The organism is Neorhizobium petrolearium (genome assembly GCF_017873175.1).
GTDB classification, from domain to species: domain Bacteria; phylum Pseudomonadota; class Alphaproteobacteria; order Rhizobiales; family Rhizobiaceae; genus Neorhizobium; species Neorhizobium petrolearium.
The window spans coordinates 1-17,051 of the sequence record NZ_JAGGJW010000036.1; the positions used below are offsets into that span (position 1 = coordinate 1).

14 protein-coding genes and 3 pseudogenes are annotated in these 17,051 nt (G+C 63.9%); 6 read left to right on the forward strand and 11 right to left on the reverse strand.

Annotated elements, in window-relative coordinates; genetic code table 11:
- A partial coding sequence (locus tag J2046_RS32930) for an ISL3 family transposase (protein WP_210058968.1) occupies positions 1 to 1,359 on the reverse strand: 1,359 nt, incomplete at its 3' end.
- 201 nt (positions 1,360 to 1,560) lie between these two features.
- Here J2046_RS32930 and J2046_RS32935 point away from each other — a divergent pair.
- Positions 1,561 to 1,722, forward strand: a pseudogene (locus tag J2046_RS32935) (transposase); the annotation flags it as partial.
- A 27-nt stretch (positions 1,723 to 1,749) separates the two neighbouring features.
- On the opposite strand, the gene J2046_RS32940 reads toward J2046_RS32935, so the two are convergent.
- Genes J2046_RS32940 through J2046_RS32985 form a run of 10 tightly spaced genes read right to left on the reverse strand, consistent with a single transcriptional unit; the run spans position 1,750 to position 12,621 of the window.
- Positions 1,750 to 3,003 carry a glycerate kinase type-2 family protein gene (locus J2046_RS32940; protein WP_210058970.1) on the reverse strand — a complete coding sequence of 418 codons (1,254 nt, stop codon included), beginning with the start codon at positions 3,001 to 3,003 and terminating at the stop codon, positions 1,750 to 1,752.
- 3 nt (positions 3,004 to 3,006) lie between these two features.
- Positions 3,007 to 4,443, reverse strand: a complete 1,437-nt coding sequence (locus tag J2046_RS32945) for an NAD(P)-dependent oxidoreductase (protein ID WP_210058972.1) — start codon at positions 4,441 to 4,443, stop codon at positions 3,007 to 3,009.
- A 41-nt stretch (positions 4,444 to 4,484) separates the two neighbouring features.
- On the reverse strand, positions 4,485 to 5,297 hold the full coding sequence (locus tag J2046_RS32950) for a class II aldolase/adducin family protein (RefSeq protein WP_210058973.1): 813 nt from the start codon (positions 5,295 to 5,297) through the stop codon (positions 4,485 to 4,487).
- Between the two features lie 31 nt (positions 5,298 to 5,328).
- The gene (locus tag J2046_RS32955; RefSeq protein WP_210058975.1) at positions 5,329 to 6,630 is read right to left on the reverse strand and encodes a TRAP transporter large permease; all 1,302 of its coding nucleotides are present in this window, start codon (positions 6,628 to 6,630) and stop codon (positions 5,329 to 5,331) included.
- Positions 6,631 to 6,640: 10 nt separating this feature from the next.
- Positions 6,641 to 7,195, reverse strand: coding sequence for a TRAP transporter small permease (locus J2046_RS32960; protein ID WP_210058977.1), 555 nt, complete (start codon positions 7,193 to 7,195; stop codon positions 6,641 to 6,643).
- A 25-nt stretch (positions 7,196 to 7,220) separates the two neighbouring features.
- Entirely contained in the window at positions 7,221 to 8,210 is a 990-nt protein-coding gene (locus tag J2046_RS32965) for a TRAP transporter substrate-binding protein (RefSeq protein ID WP_210058979.1), read from the reverse strand.
- A gap of 23 nt (positions 8,211 to 8,233) precedes the next feature.
- Positions 8,234 to 9,712: an aldehyde dehydrogenase family protein gene (locus tag J2046_RS32970; RefSeq protein WP_210058981.1), complete on the reverse strand. Its 1,479-nt coding sequence runs from the start codon at positions 9,710 to 9,712 to the stop codon at positions 8,234 to 8,236.
- Between the two features lie 22 nt (positions 9,713 to 9,734).
- Positions 9,735 to 10,889 (reverse strand): iron-containing alcohol dehydrogenase, encoded by a 1,155-nt coding sequence (locus tag J2046_RS32975; RefSeq protein WP_210058983.1) that lies wholly within the window; start codon positions 10,887 to 10,889, stop codon positions 9,735 to 9,737.
- Between the two features lie 11 nt (positions 10,890 to 10,900).
- Complete coding sequence (locus tag J2046_RS32980; RefSeq protein ID WP_210058985.1) at positions 10,901 to 11,953, reverse strand: Ldh family oxidoreductase; 1,053 nt, start codon at positions 11,951 to 11,953, stop codon at positions 10,901 to 10,903.
- 5 nt (positions 11,954 to 11,958) lie between these two features.
- Positions 11,959 to 12,621 carry an RraA family protein gene (locus J2046_RS32985; protein ID WP_210058987.1) on the reverse strand — a complete coding sequence of 221 codons (663 nt, stop codon included), beginning with the start codon at positions 12,619 to 12,621 and terminating at the stop codon, positions 11,959 to 11,961.
- Positions 12,622 to 12,736: 115 nt separating this feature from the next.
- Between J2046_RS32985 and J2046_RS32990 the strand changes: the two genes are divergently transcribed.
- The 5 genes and pseudogenes from J2046_RS32990 to J2046_RS33005 form a co-directional block, all read left to right on the forward strand.
- Positions 12,737 to 13,669 carry a LysR substrate-binding domain-containing protein gene (locus J2046_RS32990; protein ID WP_210058989.1) on the forward strand — a complete coding sequence of 311 codons (933 nt, stop codon included), beginning with the start codon at positions 12,737 to 12,739 and terminating at the stop codon, positions 13,667 to 13,669.
- A 71-nt stretch (positions 13,670 to 13,740) separates the two neighbouring features.
- Positions 13,741 to 13,989: pseudogene (locus J2046_RS32995) on the forward strand (IS110 family transposase); the annotation flags it as partial.
- Between the two features lie 150 nt (positions 13,990 to 14,139).
- Positions 14,140 to 15,171, forward strand: a complete 1,032-nt coding sequence (locus tag J2046_RS33000) for an IS110 family RNA-guided transposase (protein WP_210058990.1) — start codon at positions 14,140 to 14,142, stop codon at positions 15,169 to 15,171.
- Positions 15,172 to 15,494: 323 nt separating this feature from the next.
- A pseudogene (locus tag J2046_RS34485) lies at positions 15,495 to 15,623 on the forward strand (IS701 family transposase); the annotation flags it as partial.
- Between the two features lie 69 nt (positions 15,624 to 15,692).
- On the forward strand, positions 15,693 to 17,051 hold a 1,359-nt coding region (locus J2046_RS33005; protein ID WP_210058992.1), incomplete at its 3' end, for an ISL3 family transposase.

Below are 17,051 nucleotides of genomic sequence, written 5' to 3' on the forward strand. Positions count from 1 at the left end.
CCGGTCGATCCAAGCGCCCAGATTGTCTCTGGACTTGTGACGTAGCATTTCGTGGAAACTCTCGACGACATCTCTGGCTTCGATAAGGTCCGGCAACCTTTCTTCGATGGCGGCGACCGTCATTGTTTGAGCCTTGGTCAGATTGTTTCTTTCAAGGGTCATCAGACGAACTATGGTGCGTGCAGCCGGCGCATAGCCGAGACCGCTTTCGGCCTTTTCTGCACGCCGTCGTCGAGTAGCCCATTCAGTGACAACCCGTAGGCTGCCACCGAAGCCAGCCAATCGAAGTTGCCGCCATAGCTCAGCTCCGTTTCGCAGTCCGGCATCCCACTGCGCTTCAAGCCATGGCAAATGCGGCTCGAGCGAGCTTTGTCGGACCCGGAATATATCGGTGCGCTGACCACGGACGACACTGCGGACCAATTTTCGGCTGTGTCCGGTTCTTCGCACGATTTCCTTGATGGACACACCGTCGGCAACGAACCCGCGGATAACGGCATTGGCTTCCTCACGCCGCAGATAACCCTCGTATTGCAGGCGCTCCGCGGCAGTGAGCAGCTTCGGGTTGATGGTTGCTGTCCCAATGACCATGCGGACCTGTCGCATAGATTTGCGTACGGCGTCGAGAAAGGCGTGGCTAGCGTTCTCCATAAGATGCCAACGGTCTGCGACCTGGTCGGCCTGCGGCAGGGCCTGTGCGGCAGCCTGCGCATATCCGCCTCCACGGTCTCGTGCGACGATTTCGATCTGGGGCTGTTGGACCAGCCAGGCTTTAGCGGTTGCCGGCTCCCGATCAGGTAACAATGCGATCGTTTTTCGCCGCTCAAGATCGCAAATGATCGTGCCATATCGATGATTGCGACGCCATGCCCAGTCATCTATCCCGATGACGCTCGGTGGTATTGGCGGTGGGCGATCATATCGCCGAACGGTGCGCAGCAACGTATCATTGCTAACTGGAAAGCCAAGGCGATCCGCAAATCGCGCCGCCGGGCGACCACCCAAGGCAAGAGCGAGATGACGAACCAAGGTATCCAGACGCGCTGTCCTGCGGGCCATTGGTCGGACCACGTCATCGCCGAACCGTTCGCCGAAAATCTTTCGACGGCAATTGTCGGCGCTGCAAATGAACCGTCGAACGGTAAGATGCAATTCGATCCGTCGTCCGCAACACGGTAGATCGGCGATCACCCGAGGATAGCGGCTATGAACACGATGAGACGCCGTACCGCATCGAGGACATGAGCTACAGCTCGAAGCAGCACGTGCAGAGATCGCGATTGCCGTGGCATCCTCGCGAATTGTTTCCACCACAAACTCGGCTGGGATCAGATCGGAAAGACGGAATTGGGAGCGCATGACACTGATTCTCCATCGAAAACCATGTCAGCAGAATCCCAAACATCATCGAAAATGAGTCAGAGCCCCGTTTCGATGCCGATTGACAGTCAACGATCAAAACGATCTGCTCGGGCGCCTCTTCGGACTTCAAAAGGTTAACAAAGCGTGAAAGCTGGGTGATTATCGGCTCAACGCGTCCTATCGCCAGCTTTGCGACACGCCCTCAAATACGATAAACGCCGGTACAAACGGCGCAACCGGATCGAGATCATGTTCGGGCGTCTCAAAGACTGGCGGCGTGTCGCTACCCGCTACGACAGATGCCCAATGGTCTTCCTCTCCGCCATCGCTCTCGCGGCAACCGTTATCTTCTGGCTCTGATCAACGAGTCCTGAACCTAACGGGCGATCACCGAATAAGGACTGCGCGGAAATCATTCACATTTGTGCCGGTTGGTCCAGTCTCATGGAGATCACCGATGATGGAGAATGCCGTATAGCTATCGTTGCGATCCAACATTTCTTTCGGATCGATTCCGGCGGCGCGCAGACGTCGCACTGTCGTTCCGTCGGCGAAAGCGCCGGCATTGTCCTCGGAGCCGTCGATGCCGTCCGTATCGGCCGCCAGAATTTCGATGGCGTGGCCGTCGATGGCAAGCGCCATGGCAAGCGCGAATTCACCGTTTCGGCCGCCCCGCCCGCCCCTTCCTCGCGATGTCACCGTCGTCTCGCCGCCGGAGAGCAGCACCGCCGGTCGTGAAAATGGCCGGCCCCGCGCCAGCACCTCACGGGCGATCGCGGCATGGACGAGCGCCACGTCGCGCGCCTCGCCTTCCATCGCATCCGATAGGATGACCGGCATGACGCCGTGGCCCCATGCCTCGGCCGCAGCAGCCTCCAGCGAAACGCGCGCCGAGGCGACGATGTGATGCTCGTGTCGGGCGAAGACCAGATCGTCGGGCATCGGTGCGTCGGCCGCCGGGCCGTTCAGGTGCGCCATGACGGCGGCGGGCAGATCGAGGCGGTACTGCGCAACGATCGCCAGCGCATCCGCACGCGTCGAGGCGTCGGGTATCGTCGGGCCGGAGGCGATGGCTGCAGGATTATCGCCGGGAATGTCCGAAACCAGCAGGCTGACGACGCGGGCGTGGGTCGCCGCAGCGAGCCGTCCGCCCTTGATGCGCGAGACGTGCTTGCGCACCACGTTCATCGCGGAGATCGGCGCGCCGGAAGCGAGCAGCGCCTCGTTGACGGCGATCTCGTCGGCGAGCGACAGCCCTTCGGGCGGCGCCGGGAGCAACGCCGATCCGCCGCCGCAGACCAGGGCGATGATGAGATCGTTTTCCGTCAACCCGGAAACCAGATCGAGGAGCCGTGCGCCGGCTGCAAGCCCGGCCCCGTCGGGAACCGGGTGCGCCGCCTCCAGCACCTCGATGCCACGCGTCTCACAGCCATAGCCGTAGCGCGTCACGACGATGCCGGTAAGTGGGCCGGGCCAGAGCGTTTCCAGCGCCGCCGCCATCTGCGCCGCGCCCTTGCCCGCCCCGATAACGACCGTGCGGCCGCTCGGCGGCGGCTCCGGCAGGTGGGCGCTGATGCCGGTCAGGGGATCGGCGGCCTCGACGGCCACGTCGAAAAGGGCGGCGAGGAAAGGCTTGTCCATCGCTCAGTCCCGCGGTTTGCCGGTGAAGGGGCCGTGAAGGCCGAGTGCGCCCCTCAAGGCGGCCTGCCGATTGATGTCCAGCATAACGCCGTCGCCCATCGCCGCGCAGAGGGCCTGCCGCTCTTTGGCATCCGCCGCGGCGGCGAGGCGTGTCCAGAAATCATGGAGTCGGCCGGCCGTATCGGCGAGTTCCCGCACGACGTCCGCGTCCTCGGCAACGCCCGCCAACGTGCCGGCGGAAGCGCCGCCGATGCCGTGGATCGCGCCGCCGGGCACGGCGATATAGCCATTGGGGAGATCACCCTTGAGATTGCCCACCCTTCGGAAGCGGATCGCCTCGAGGATCTGGTCTACGGCCTGTTTCGCGCCCGCCACCCGCGACGGATGATCGGTGTCGGCAACCGCATGCGGCAGAAGCAGCAGGCGGCCGGCATGGCGTTCCACCAGCGGCAGATAGGGCGCGAGCGGACCGGAGACCGCGCCGGTCGCGGCGTCGCTGAAGATGTCGGCGTCGATCGCGGCGAAACGGATGCGGCCATCGCCCATCGCAGTGTCGAGGGCTGCGGCGTCGACCAGTTCGCCGCGATCGAAATTGACGAGCGTGGCGCCGGGCCTGACCGCATCGAAGATCGCCTCTCCGACAAGGCCGGCATTGGCGAAGCGTCCGGTCGTAGCATCGGCCGCGCCGAGGCCGAGATGGACGGAAACGATGTCGGCGCCGGCGGACGCCTCGACGGGCGTTGCCGCGTAACGGAAGCCCTCGGCTTCAATCCAGCGGCGATGCCGCTCGCGGGCATAGATCACAGGGCGCATGCCGAAGGCGTCGGCAAGGCGCGCGACCTCGCGGCCAATATTGCCGTAGCCAAGCACAGCGATGAGCCGGCCTTCCAGCTTCCCGGTCGGGAAATCCTTCAGGTCGCGGCCCGTATCGAAACGGCCGGACACGGTGCGTTCGTGCAGCAGGTCGAACGGCAGATCCGGGAGGAAGCGCAGGATCGCCTTCATCACCATCTGCGCCGTAGCGCGGCTGTTGATGCCGGGCGTGTTCATCAGCGGCGCCGCGCCGCCGCCACCCGATCCGCCGCCCCAGGAGCGGGACTGCATGTTGCCCGTGCCCGCCCCGATCCGAACGCCGCCCTCGGGGAAAGCGGTGTCGGCCGGCACGACGGTCGCCGCGGCGATCACCGCGTCGTACAGACCATCATACGCTTCGGCGGCGAAATCTTCGGCGGTGTTCAGGTCCGGTCGGTAAACGAAGTGGATACCGCCACCGCCGCAGTCGGCACCGACGATGGCGTCGCCGTCGTGGAACGTGCAGCCGGCCTCCTCGACGTGTCGGCGCACCTCGGAGCAGTCCGGCCGGCCGTCAGGCCCCGGCCGCAGGCCCACCGGGTCGCAGATGAGGACCCGGTAGGTCCGGCGGATGTCAGTGTCATGCATGGTTTCGTCGTCCTCTCAGCCGGTCGCTGCAGTGCGTCCGCTCAGTTCACCAGATCCGGATCGGTCCGGATGATCCAGTCGTAGATGGGCTGGAAGTGTAGCCACCCCATGAAAGGCGTTGCAAGGTGCTTGGCAGAATGGGCGGCTTTTTCCGGCGCGACCAGTTTCAGCGGCGAGCCAGTCGCCTCGGCCTTCAGCTGGATTTCGCAGGCGCGTTCCAGCGCGATGAACCACCAGGCGGCCTCGTCGATGCTGTGACGCCCGACGCTGAACAGCCCGTGGTTCTGGTGGATGGCGACCTTAGCGTTGCCGAAGGCGTTGGCGACGCTGTTGCCGGCCCCCTTCTCCACCACCACGGCGCCGGCCTCCTCGGTGATCACCGCCTGATGACCGTAGAAGCCACAGGCGGTCTGGGTGATCGGATCGAGCGGACGCCCGAGCGCCGCCCACGCCATGCCGTTGACGGTGTGGGCATGGCAGGAGGCGACGATGTCGGGATGCGCTTCGTGGATCGCCGAATGCAGCACGAAGCCGGCGCGATTGACGGCCCAGGTGCCCTCCACAACCTTGCCGGCGTGATCGACGAGGATGAGGTCCGAGGCGCGCACCCGCGAGAAACTCATGCCGAAGGGGTTGGTCCAGAACAGGTCGAGGTGCTCGGGATCGCGCACCGTGACGTGGCCCGCGAAGCCGTACTCGAACTTGTAGCGGGCGAAGATCCGGCAGACCGCGGCCAGCCGCTCGCGGCGGTGCTGGCGTTCCTCCGCGAGCGTCTGGAAGACCGGTTCGCGGGGGAAGTGCAGGCCTTCCTGATCGGGTTCGTAGATCGATTTCTTCTGCTGTGCGGTCGGCATGGAAATCCTCCTTCGCTGGTCGACGTGACGACTACTTGAACAGTTGCGGAAGCCAGAGGGTGAGGCCCGGCACATAGGTGATGATCGCCAAACAGATCAGCAGCGACAGGTAGAAGGGCAGCATGCTGCGGATGATGTGCTCGATCCTCAGCCCCGCTACCTGACAGGCGACGAAGAGATTGACGCCGACAGGCGGCGTGGTCATGCCGACCGCGAGATTGACGATCATTACGATCCCGAAATGGATCGGGTCGATGCCCATCTTCAGCGCCACCGGCGTCAGGATGGGGGCCAGCACGGTGATCGCGGCACCCGTCTCCAGGAACATGCCGACGAGAAGCAGCAGCAGGTTGATCAACAGCAGGAAGACCAGCGGATTGTCTGAGATCGACACAAAGACCTGCGAGATCAGCTCCGGGATGCGGTTTGCCGTCAGCACCCAGCCGAAGACGCTGGCCGACGAGATGATCAGCAAGATGACGACGGTGTTGAGCAGAGACGAGCGCAGAGCCGTCACCAGCTTCTCGACGGTGATGGTGCGGAACACGACGACACCGATGATCAGCGCAAAGCAGACGGCGGCCGCCGAGGCTTCGGTCGGCGTGAAGATGCCGCCGTAGATGCCGCCGAGGATGAGTGCGGGCAGCATGAGCGGCAGGATGGCCGCCTTGAAGCTTTCCCACACGCCGGGCTGCGGGCCAAGCCCGTCGCCGGACGCGCCGGGTTTCGCCCTGCCGTAGCCCTTGCGCTTGCTGACGAGGTAGACGGTCAGCATCAAGCCGCCAGCCACCAGCAGGCCGGGAAGGATACCAGCGAGGAAGAGATCACCGATCGAGACCGGCACGCCGGCGGTCAGCGCGAAGATGATCATCGGGATCGAGGGCGGGATGATGACGCCGAGCTCGCCAGAGGACGCCTGTACGGAAGTGGCGAAGGGCCGCGAATAGCCACGCGCCGCCATGGCCGGGATGAGGATGCCGCCGATCGCCGCCGTCGTCGCGGCGCTCGATCCGGAAATCGCGGCGAAGAACATCGCCGACAGCACCGCGACGAGGCCAAGGCCGCCGGTGGCGCGGCCGACGAGCGACTGGGCGAAGTTGACCAGACGGGTGGAGATGCCACTCACCTCCATCAGCGCGCCGGCGAGGATGAAGAAGGGAATGGCTGTCAGCGGGAAGGAATCGAGCGCAGCGAACATGCGCTGGATCATGGCCTGCAGCGGAATGCCGGAGCCGTACATGGTCATGGCGGAGACCATGCCGAGCGTGATGGCGATCGGCACCGCGCAGGTGAAGAAGATGAGCATGGAAGCGGTGAGCGCGACGGGAAACATGGCGATGGTCTCAGCTTGCGGCCTGGACGATCACGCTCGGCGGCGGATCGACGGCGACGGCGATGGTGTTCACGAGGGCGAGGAACGCGCCGACCGGAATGGCGAGGTAGACGTAGCGCATCGGCAGTTCGAGCGAGCCGGATATCAGGGTTCCGACCATGCCGCTGACGGTCCAGCCGTAGTAGATGAGGATTGCCCAGAAGACGATGCTGATGGCGATGCTGAAGACGCTTATGATCCGCGCCACGGAGGCGGGCACGGCAATGAAGATCGCTTCGACGGCGACCAACATGCCGCGGCGCACCACGACGCCTGCGCCGAGGAAAACGCACCAGATCAGCGCGAAACGGATGAACTCCTCCGACCAGGCGATAGGCGATTTCAACACGTAGCGCGCCACGACCTGGGCGATCCCGAGACAGGCGAGAAGGCCCATGACGCCCGCCAGGAAATTGAGGACCAGGGCGTTGAGCATGTCGAGCCATCGGATCATCGCCCATTTCGGGCGATGATATTGCTGGCTCGTAGAAAGGCCGACAACGGCCTCGTTGGACGAGGGTTTCATCGAAGCATCTTCCGGTTAAGCGGGCTTACTGCCCGTTCGGGGCCTCGACAGCGGCGACGCTGTCGTAGAGATCGGCGACGGGGGCGAACGCCTTGTGGACGAACTCCGTGCCGACACGCTCCTGGAAGGGCTTCTTGTCCGGCTCGATCAGCGTCATGCCGGCATCCTGAAGCTGCTTGACGAAGGTCTGCTCGCCCTTCAGCACCTCTTCCGAGGCATAGGCCTTGGCGGCGCCGTTGGCGGCATCGATGATTGCCTTGCGCTGGTCTTCCGGCATAGCGACGAGGCGGCCGGCATCCATGACGACCACCACCGGCTCGTAGGCGTGCTCGGTGCGCACGAGATGCTTCACGACTTCCGAGAACTTCGAAGATAGGATCAGCGACAGCGGGTTTTCCTGCCCGTCGATGACGCCCTGCTGGAGGGCGTTGAACACCTCGCCGAAGTTCATCGGTGTCGCGGAGGCGCCGAGCTGGTTCCAGGACTGCACGGTGACCGGGCTGTCGGGAACGCGGATCTTCAGGCCGGAAAGATCTTCCGGCTTTTCGACCGGAACCTTGGTGGTCAGCCAGCGCGGGCCGCGCAGCCAGTAGGCGACGACCTCGTAACCGGATTCGTCCCGGATGCGCTTGGTGATCTCGCCGCCCACCGGGCCGCCATAGACGGCGTTGTAATGGTTCACGTCGCGGATCATGAAGGGCAGTGTGAAGATACGGGCGGTCTCGGACGCCGTCGACAGCACGCCGGCCCCGCCGACCCAGATGTCGTTGGACGAGAACTTGATGCCTTCGAGCAGTTCGCGGTCGCTGCCGAGCGTGCTGTTGCCGTGGATCTCGATCTTGACCTCGCCGTTCGTGGCGGCCGCGACGTCGTCGGCGAACTTCTTCGCCGCCGCCGCGTGGATTTCCGAATCCGGCCAGACATGGCCGAGGCGAAGGACGGTTTCTGCAGATGCACTGGTGGCAAAGAGAGCCACGGCGGCCAGCAGGGCTGCCGTTTTCAGTTTCATGTTCATGTTGGTCTCCTCCCGATTGAACACTAGCTTTGGAAATAGACGGCCTTGACGGTCGTGAAGAACTCCTGGTTGGAATGGCCGATGGAATAGGCGCCGAAGCCGGACGCCTTGACGCCGCCGAAGGGCATGTGCGCCTCGCTGGCCGTTCCGTGATTGACGTGGACCATGCCGGACTGGCTCTCGCGGGCGAACCGCAGCGAGAGGTTGACGTCGTTGGTGTAGACGGAGGCCGCCAGCCCGTATTCGACGCTGTTGGCCACCTCGATCGCCTCATCGATCGAGCCGACCGGAATGACGGCAAGCACCGGGCCGAAGACCTCCTCAAGCGCGAGCCGCGAGGTCTTGGCGACGCCGGTGAACAGCGTCGGCGCGACGAAATGACCCTTGGCGAAGTCGCCGTCCTCCATGGACGTGCCGCCGAGCGCGAGCGTCGCGCCATCCTCCCGCGCATGGGCGATATGCCCCATGACGGAGGCCTTGTGCTGGGCGGTGATCAGCGGGCCCATCGTGGCGCCGGCCTGCCAGGCAGGGCCGACCCTGATCGCCGCCATTTCCGCTTCCAGCGCTTCGGTGATCTCGCGGGCGTTCTTCTCCAGCACGACGATGCGGCTCAGCGCCGTGCAGCGCTGGCCCGAACAGGCGAAGGCGGCGCCGGCGATCTGCCTGGCGATGGTCGCAGCATTGTCGTAGTCGAGGACGACGGCGGGGTTCTTCCCGCCGAGCTCCAACTGGGTGCGCACCAGTCGGCGGCCGGCCTCTGCGTTGATCGCGACGCCCGTGCCGGTCGAACCGGTGAAGGATACGCCGCGCACCAGCGGGTGGCGGATCAGCGCCTCGCCGACCGCGCGGCCGGAACCCAGCACGAGACTGACGACGCCTGCCGGGACGCCGGCGTCACGGAACACGTCCATCAGCTTGACGGCGGACCACGGGGTGAGGTTCGACGATTTCAGGACGACGCTGCAGCCGAAGGCAAGCGCCGGGCCGATCTTGCGAACCGGGGTGACGACCGGGAAGTTCCACGGGCCGATGGCGGCGACGACGCCGATCGGCTCTCGCAGCGTCATGGCGAGGCCGTTGCGCTTTTCGCTGGGCAGCACGTCACCGTCGATACGGCTCGCCTCGCCGGCGGAAAACCGCAGCTCCTTGGCGGCGCGGCCGACTTCGCCGCGCGCCTCCGCCAGCACCTTGCCCTGCTCGGCGGCGAGGATGAAGGCGAGTTCGTCGATCCGCTGCTCCAGAAGGTCGGCGGCGCGGAACAGGATCGCCCCGCGATCCGGCCCCGGCACCTGCCGCCATGAGAGCCATGCCTTGTGGGCCGCGACGACCGCCTCGTCCACTTCCGCCGCGCCGCTGTCGGCGAAACGGCCGAGGGACTGGTCGCGATCTGCGGGGTTGAAGATCTGGGACGCCTTGTCGCCGGCAGGCTTCCATTCGCCGCCGATGAAGTTTCCGTAGGTTCCGCCAACGGCTCCGGCGAGCCAGCTCAACATGTCGGACATGGTCATTCTCCTCCCCGGTCGCTCAGACCAACTCGGCCCTGAGCAGGGCCTTCATGTCGTCGTGGGTCGGCTGGCGCGGATTGACCGGCACGTTGCCGGACAGCATCGCCTCATCGACGATCTCGTCGAAGCGGCCTTCCGTGACGCCGAAATTGCTGAGCTTTGCGGTGATGCCGACATCGAGCTTCAGCTTCTCGATGGCCGAGACGGAGAGCGCGGCAGCCTCCTCGACCGAAAGACCGGCGGTCTTCTCGCCGAAGATCTCGGCGATGCGGGCGAACTTGCGGGGGTTGGCGAGATGGTTGAAGCGCATCACCTCCGGCAGCATGATCGCGTTGACCAGGCCGTGGGGAATGCCGAACTTCGCGCCGAGCGGCATGGCGAAGGCGTGTACCAAGCCCAGGCGCGTGCTGTTGAAGGCCATGGCTGCGATGGTGCTGGCGAGCAGCATGTCGCCACGCGCCTCGACGTCGGAGCCGTCGGCGACCGCCTTGCGCAGGCTCCTTGCGATTAGCGTCATCGCCTGGTCGGACATCGCCTCCGAGATCGGCTGCGTCGCGGTGTTGACGTAAGACTCCAGCGCGTGGGTCAGCGCGTCCATGCCGGTGGCGGCGGTGATCTGCGGCGGCAACGAAAGCGTCAGTTCCGGATCGAGAAGCGCGATCGCCGGGCAGTTCAGCACGCTGCCGACGCTGATCTTGGCCTTCGCGACCTTATCGGACAGCACGGACCAGATGGTGAGTTCGCTGCCCGTACCGGCCGTGGTGGGTACGGCGATCACCGGCGTGCCGGCCCTCGGCACCTTGCCGATGCCGACATAATCCTTGATGTTGCCGTCGTTGACCAGCATCAGGCCGATCGCCTTTGCGGTGTCCAGCGCGCTGCCGCCGCCGATGCCGACCACGAGGTCGCAGCCGTTCGCTTTGCCGTGGACGGTGCCCTCGTCAACGGAGCGGGTCGCCGGATCGCTTTCGACATCGGCAAAGACCGCGCTGAAGATCGAGGCGCCGGTGAGGATCGCCTGGACGCGATCGATAAGGCCGGCGCGCTGCACGCCGGGGTCGCCGACGACCAGCACGCGCGAGCCGCCGAGGGCCTTGACGAACTCCGGCAGCCGGGCGATCGCGCCATTGCCGAATTCGATCTGCGTCGGGATGTGGTAGGAGAATGCACGCATGGTTCGTTCTTTCAGGACAATTGAAGTTCGTTGAGCGAAAGGCCGTAGGCCGCGCCGAGGGCGTTGAGTTCGTCCTCGACCTTGGCCGGCAGCGTGATGCCGTCGCGGAGACGACTGGCCTCGAGCCGGCTTTCGATCTCGCCCGCGTAGAAGATTTCGTCGACGCCGCCCGCCCGGGGCTCCAGCTTCAGAAGGCGGATGTAATCATCGAGGCGGTCCTTGAAGGTTTCGAGCGGCATCCAGCGCGCAATGTCGAGCACTATGAACATGTGACCGACGTTCTGGGGCTCTTCCCAGTTGTCGTACATGTTGTTCACCGAGGGGCCGAAACCCGCGCCGGTCAGTACGCCACACAGGATGTCGATCGCCATCGCGAGACCTGAACCCTTCGGCCCGCCGAGGGGCAGCACAGCGCCGTCGAGTGCGGCATGTGCGTCGGTAGTGGGATTGCCTTCCTTATCGACCGCCCAGCCGAGCGGGATCGCCTCGCCCTTGCTGGCGGCGACGATGATCTTGCCGCGGGCGACGAGGCTCGTGGCCATGTCTAGGATGAAGGGAACGTCGGTGCCGGTCGGAAAACCGAAGGCGATCGGGTTCGTTCCCATGAAGGGGCGCACCCCCCCTGTGGGCGGCATCGTCTGGGACGCGTTGGACATGACGATCATACCGAGCCCTTGCGAGACCGCCTGTTGCAGGTAATGCGCACCAGTGCCGAAGTGATTGGAGTGACGGACGCCGAGAATGTAGGCACCCTGGGTCTTGGCGCGGGCCATGGCGATGTCCAGGCCGCGGGCGCCGACATAGGCGCCGAAATTGTTGCGGCCGTCGAGCAAGCCGACCGGCCCGTCGTCGCGCTCCAATTGGGGTTCGGCCTTCGGATCGATCATGCCCTCGGCCATGCGCTTCAGGTAAACGCCGAGGCGCACCACGCCGTGGGAACTGACGCCACGTACATCGGCCGCGACAAGGCTTTCGGAGACCGCGCGAGCCACGACGTCTGGTGCCCCGGCCGCCACCAGTAGCTTCGTGGAATAATCGACGAGTTTCGAGGCACTGTGGGTCATGGCGCTCATAGTCCCTTGGTGCGCAGCGTCTGGTCGACCCAGGTGCGGTCGACCGTGCCGTCGGCGATGCTGGCGAGGATGCCGGCCTCGCGGCCCTGCTGGCTGAGCGCAAGCGCCAGGATCTCTTCCGCGTGGCTCTGCGGTACGGCAAGTACGCCGTCCTCGTCGCCGAGCATGATGTCGCCGGAGGAGACCACCATGCCGCCGACCGTGACCGGAACACCGACCTCGCCGGGGCCGTCCTTGTAGGGGCCGCGATGGGTGACACCTCGGGCATAGACCGGCAGGCCGCCCTTTGCGATCGCGCCGCTATCCCGTACCGCGCCGTCGATGACGAAGCCGGCGACACCGCGGGTGATTGCGTAGTTGAGCATGATCTCGCCAATGATGGCGTTGGTGAGATCGCCGCTGGCATCGACCACGATCACGTCGCCCGGCATGGCGATGTCGAGCGCCTTGTGGACCATGAGATTGTCGCCTGGGCGTGTGCGCACGGTCAGCGCCGAACCGCACATCATGGCATCACCGTGAAAGGGCCGCAGGCCCGTGCCGCCGGCGAAGACGCGGTGCATGTTGTCGCTGACGATGGCGGTGGGGATCGTGCGAAATTTTTCGACGAGTTCCTTCGACGGACGACCGAAATCCTCCGCTACGCGAAATCCTAGCAATGTAACCTCCCGAAACGCAGTCGCGTTTTTTGTTCGTGTCGGGGATCCTAGGCAGCCCTTCTATTGACGTCCAATACATTGTGAGCCTTCTATTGATGTCCTGGAGGTATTACCGATGCTCGAAATCCGTCAGTTGCGCTATGTGCAGGCCGTGGGCGAGGAACTGCATTTCGGCCGGGCGGCGGCACGGCTGCACATCGCCCAGCCGGCGCTGTCGCGGCAAATCCAGCGGATCGAGCAGCAGACGGGTGCCGCACTCTTCGTGCGCACCCAGCGGAAGGTGGAGCTGACGGCCGCCGGCGCGTTGATGTTGGAGCGCAGCCGCTCCATCCTGCGCGAACTCGAGCAGCTGGAGCAGGATGTGCGCCGCGCCGGCAAGGGCGAACTCGGACGGCTCACCATCGGCTTCATCCATTCCTCGACCTACGGGCTCCTGCCGCGAACGCTGCAGCGCTTCCGCGATCTCTACCCGGACGTGGAGCTGGAGCTCAGGGAGATGAGCATCGCCGACCAGGCCACGGCGCTCGCCCGCGACGACATCGACGTCGGACTGACGCGGCCGGCCCGCTATGCGCCGGGCATCGAGACGCTGTCGATCATGGAGGAGGCTTTCGTAGTCGCGGTGCCGGCCTATCACCCGCTGGCCTCGTCGGCGTCCACGCCGCTGGCGCGGCTTTCGAACGAGCCGTTCATCCTCTTTCCCCGCGCCAGCAGCCCGCTGTTCAACGCCTCGATCCTTAGGATGTGCGAGACGGCCGGCTTCACCCCGCAGGCGATCCAGACGGCGACGCAAGTGCACACCGTCGTGGGCCTTGTCAGCGCCGGCATGGGGGTCGCGATCGTGCCGGTGACCGCCAAGAACATGCAGGTCTCCGGCGTCGCTTTCCTGCGCATCCAGGAGAACCCGCCGCCGGTCAGCGTCGTGTTGGCCTGGCGGACGAGCCGCGAAACGCCGTCGCTCCGCGCCTTCCGCGCCATCGCGTTCAAAGTCGGCGAGGAGTTCATGGCCACGCAGGCGCGAACTCGGCGCGGAGGTGATGTCTGTTGATTATGGGATGGCCCGCCCTTCCGAGGACATCAAGTATGATGTCCTTCTCTTCAAGGGAAAGGAGCCGAGCCATGCATATTTCCATTTTGGGTATCGACATCGGGAAGAACAGCTGCAGCGTTGTTGGGTTGGATGACCGCGGCGCTGTGGTTGTCCGTCGAACGATGCGGCGACAGACATTGATCGAATTCGTCGAGAAGCTGCCGACCTGCGTTATCGCGATGGAGGCTTGCTGTGGGGCTTACCATCTTGGCCGGCTATTTACCGCGAGGGGTCATGAGATCCGGCTGATGTCGCCGGAATATGTCCGCCCATATGTGTTGGTTTCCACGCAGAACTGAGCCGGTGCGCCTAGATGCCGTAATGGGCCGGCGTCTCACGAGTAGCCAGTTTGGTGGCTGTCCCTCAGAATGATGATGTTTGGAGCGAGGTCCGAGCGATCGGCCTCAAGCATCATGAGAGGAACAGCCATGAAGTATTATGCAGGAATCGACGTCTCGCTGAAAGAGAGCAGCGTGTGCGTGGTCGACGCGACGGGCAAGTTGGTACGCGAGGTCAAAGTAGGCAGCGAGCCAGAATGCCTGGTCGGGTATTTTGATCAACTGGACTTTCCCGTAGAGCGCATCGGCCTTGAAGCGGGGCCTTTGTCCCAATGGCTGTATGCGGCTTTCGTTGCTGCAGGGCATGATGTGGTTTTGCTGGAAACGCGGCATGTGAAGGCGGCGCTTTCGGCGATGACGGTGAAGACTGACCGCAAGGATGCACGAGGGATCGCGCAACTGCTCCGCATGGGATGGTATCGCCCGGTTCACGCCAAATCGTCGCCGGCCCAGGACACTCGGGCTCTATTGGTCGGCCGCAAGCTTCTGCAATCCAAGCTGCTCGACGTCGAGCTCAGTATCCGGGGCATCCTGCGTGGCTATGGGTTAAAGGTCGGCGAGGTCAGCCGCGGGCGTTTCGAGGCACGCATCCGCGAACTGATTGCAGGGCATTCGACATTGTCGACCGTGATTGACGCGATGCTGACGGCGCGAGTAGCGCTGTGGAGCGAATTTACGAAGCTGCACCGCGAGATGCTCAGGATCGCCCGCGCCGACAAAGTTTGCAAAAGGCTGATGAGTACGCCAGGCGTCGGTGCCCTGGTTGCGCTGACCTACCGCTCCGCGGTTGATGATCCTGCCCGGTTCGAAAAGTCCAGGACGGTGGGTGCCTACTTCGGTCTGACGCCGAAGAAATATCAATCCGGCGAAACCGATCGCGATGGCGGCGTCAGTAAGGTCGGCGACGCAATGGTGCGAACGGCATTGTTCGAGTCCGCCCACATAATGCTGACGCGGGCGACGCGCTTTTCCAGTCTAAAGCGTTGGGCGCTCGATGTGGCGAGGCGTCGCGGGATGAAGCGCGCGAAGGTTGCCCTTGCACGCAAACTCGGTGTCGTTCTTCACCGCATGTGGGTGGATGCAACGGACTTTCGCTGGAGCACAAGCCCTGTGGCGGCATGAGGAGAGATATGTGATTGATGCAGGCAGGCACAAGGTCTGCATCTGATAAGGTCCCGTCGCTGGGACGCAGGCTTGGCAAGGTCGTGTGTAGTGCTGTGACCGCTTCGGCGAAGCACGCCTCCTAGATTGACCTGCTGGCTTGTTGATCTGATGGCATAGTGTGGCAGTCTTCGTGCTGACCACGGACAGAAGCATGACCCCAGCGGCGAGATAATCATTCAGAGGGACTTGACGGACAAAGGCCCATTACAGAAGCACTACTTTGGCAGATTCGGGCAAGCCTGGTTTGAGATGATTTGCGTTCTCTTCATTGGGAGCGCGATATGGCCGATTTGGATACGGAGCTTTCAGCATTTTTGCAGCCATTTCTGGACAAGCTGGGACACAAAAAACGACGGCAGATGTGTCCGCTTTACCTATCCGGGCTCATCGGTGTCAATCGGCGTCGTAACGGGGCTCTGACTCAATCTCGATGATGTTTAGGATTCAACTGGCGTTGTTTTCTCTGGAGAATCAGCGCCATGCGGACCCGATTTCGACTTTCTGATCTGATCCCCGCCGAATTCAACGTTGAAGCAGTGCATGATGCGGCCGACGCGATTGTTGTCGTAGCATCTGGCCGGTCAGAGCAATGTAGATGCCCCCACTGTGGAACCGTCTCCCGGCGCGTTCATAGTCGCTATCCTCGGATGCTTGCCGATCTGCCGTGTGCGGGGCGGCGGATCGAGTTGCACCTGACCGTCAGACGCTTCGTTTGTAGTGTCAGCGATTGCCGCCGAAAGATTTTCGCCGAGCGCTTCGGCGGCGATGTCATTCGCCCCATGGCCCGTAGGACAGCCCGTCTGGACTGCTTGGTTCATCATCTCGCTCTTGCACTGGGTGGTCGCCCGGCGGCGCGATTTGCAGATCGTCTCGGATTCCCGATGAGCAACGATACGCTGCTGCGAACCGTTCGCCGATACGGCCGCCCTGCGCCGATACCGCCGAACGTCATCGGCATTGATGACTGGGCCTGGCGACGCAATCATCGATACGGCACCATCATTTGCGATCTTGAACGCCGAAGGGCAATCGCATTGTTGCCCGACAGGGAACAGGCGACCGCCGAGGCCTGGCTGGTCCAACAGCCCCAGATCGAGATCGTCGCAAGAGACCGCGGTGGTGGATATGCGCAGGCCGTCGCACGAGCCCTGCCACACGCCGACCAGGTCGCTGACCGCTGGCATCTGATGGAAAACGCCAGTCACGCCTTTCTCGACGCTGTTCGCAAATCGATGCGGCAGGTCCGGATGGCAATCGGCACTGCAACCGTAAATCCGAAACTGCTGACTGCCGCCGAGCGGCTGCAATACGAGGGATATCTGCGGCGCGAAGAGGCAAATGCCGTTATCCGCGGGTTCGTCAGCGAGGGTTTGTCCATCAAGGAAATCGTGCGCCGAACCGGGCATAGCCGAAAGCTGGTCCGCAATGTCGTCCGTGGTCAGCGGACCGACATCTTTCGGATCCGGCAAACTTCCCTGGAACCGCATCTCCCTTGGCTTGAAGCGCAATGGGACGCCGGATTGCGGAACGGCGCTGAACTTTGGCGACAGCTTCGGCTGGCTGGTTTTGGTGGTGGTCTCCGCGTTGTCACCGAATGGGCAACGCGACGACGACGGGCCGAAAAGGCCGAAAGCGGACTCGGCTATGCTCCCGCCGCGCGCACCGTCGTTCGCCTGATGACCCTCGAGCGCAACAATCTAACCAAGGCGCAAACGATGACGGTTGCCGCCATCGAAGAGAGGCTGCCGGACCTTGTGGAGGCCAGGGATGTCATCGAGAGCTTCCATGGCATGTTGCGCCGCAAGTCCCCCGGTGATCTGGAGGCCTGGATCGAACGC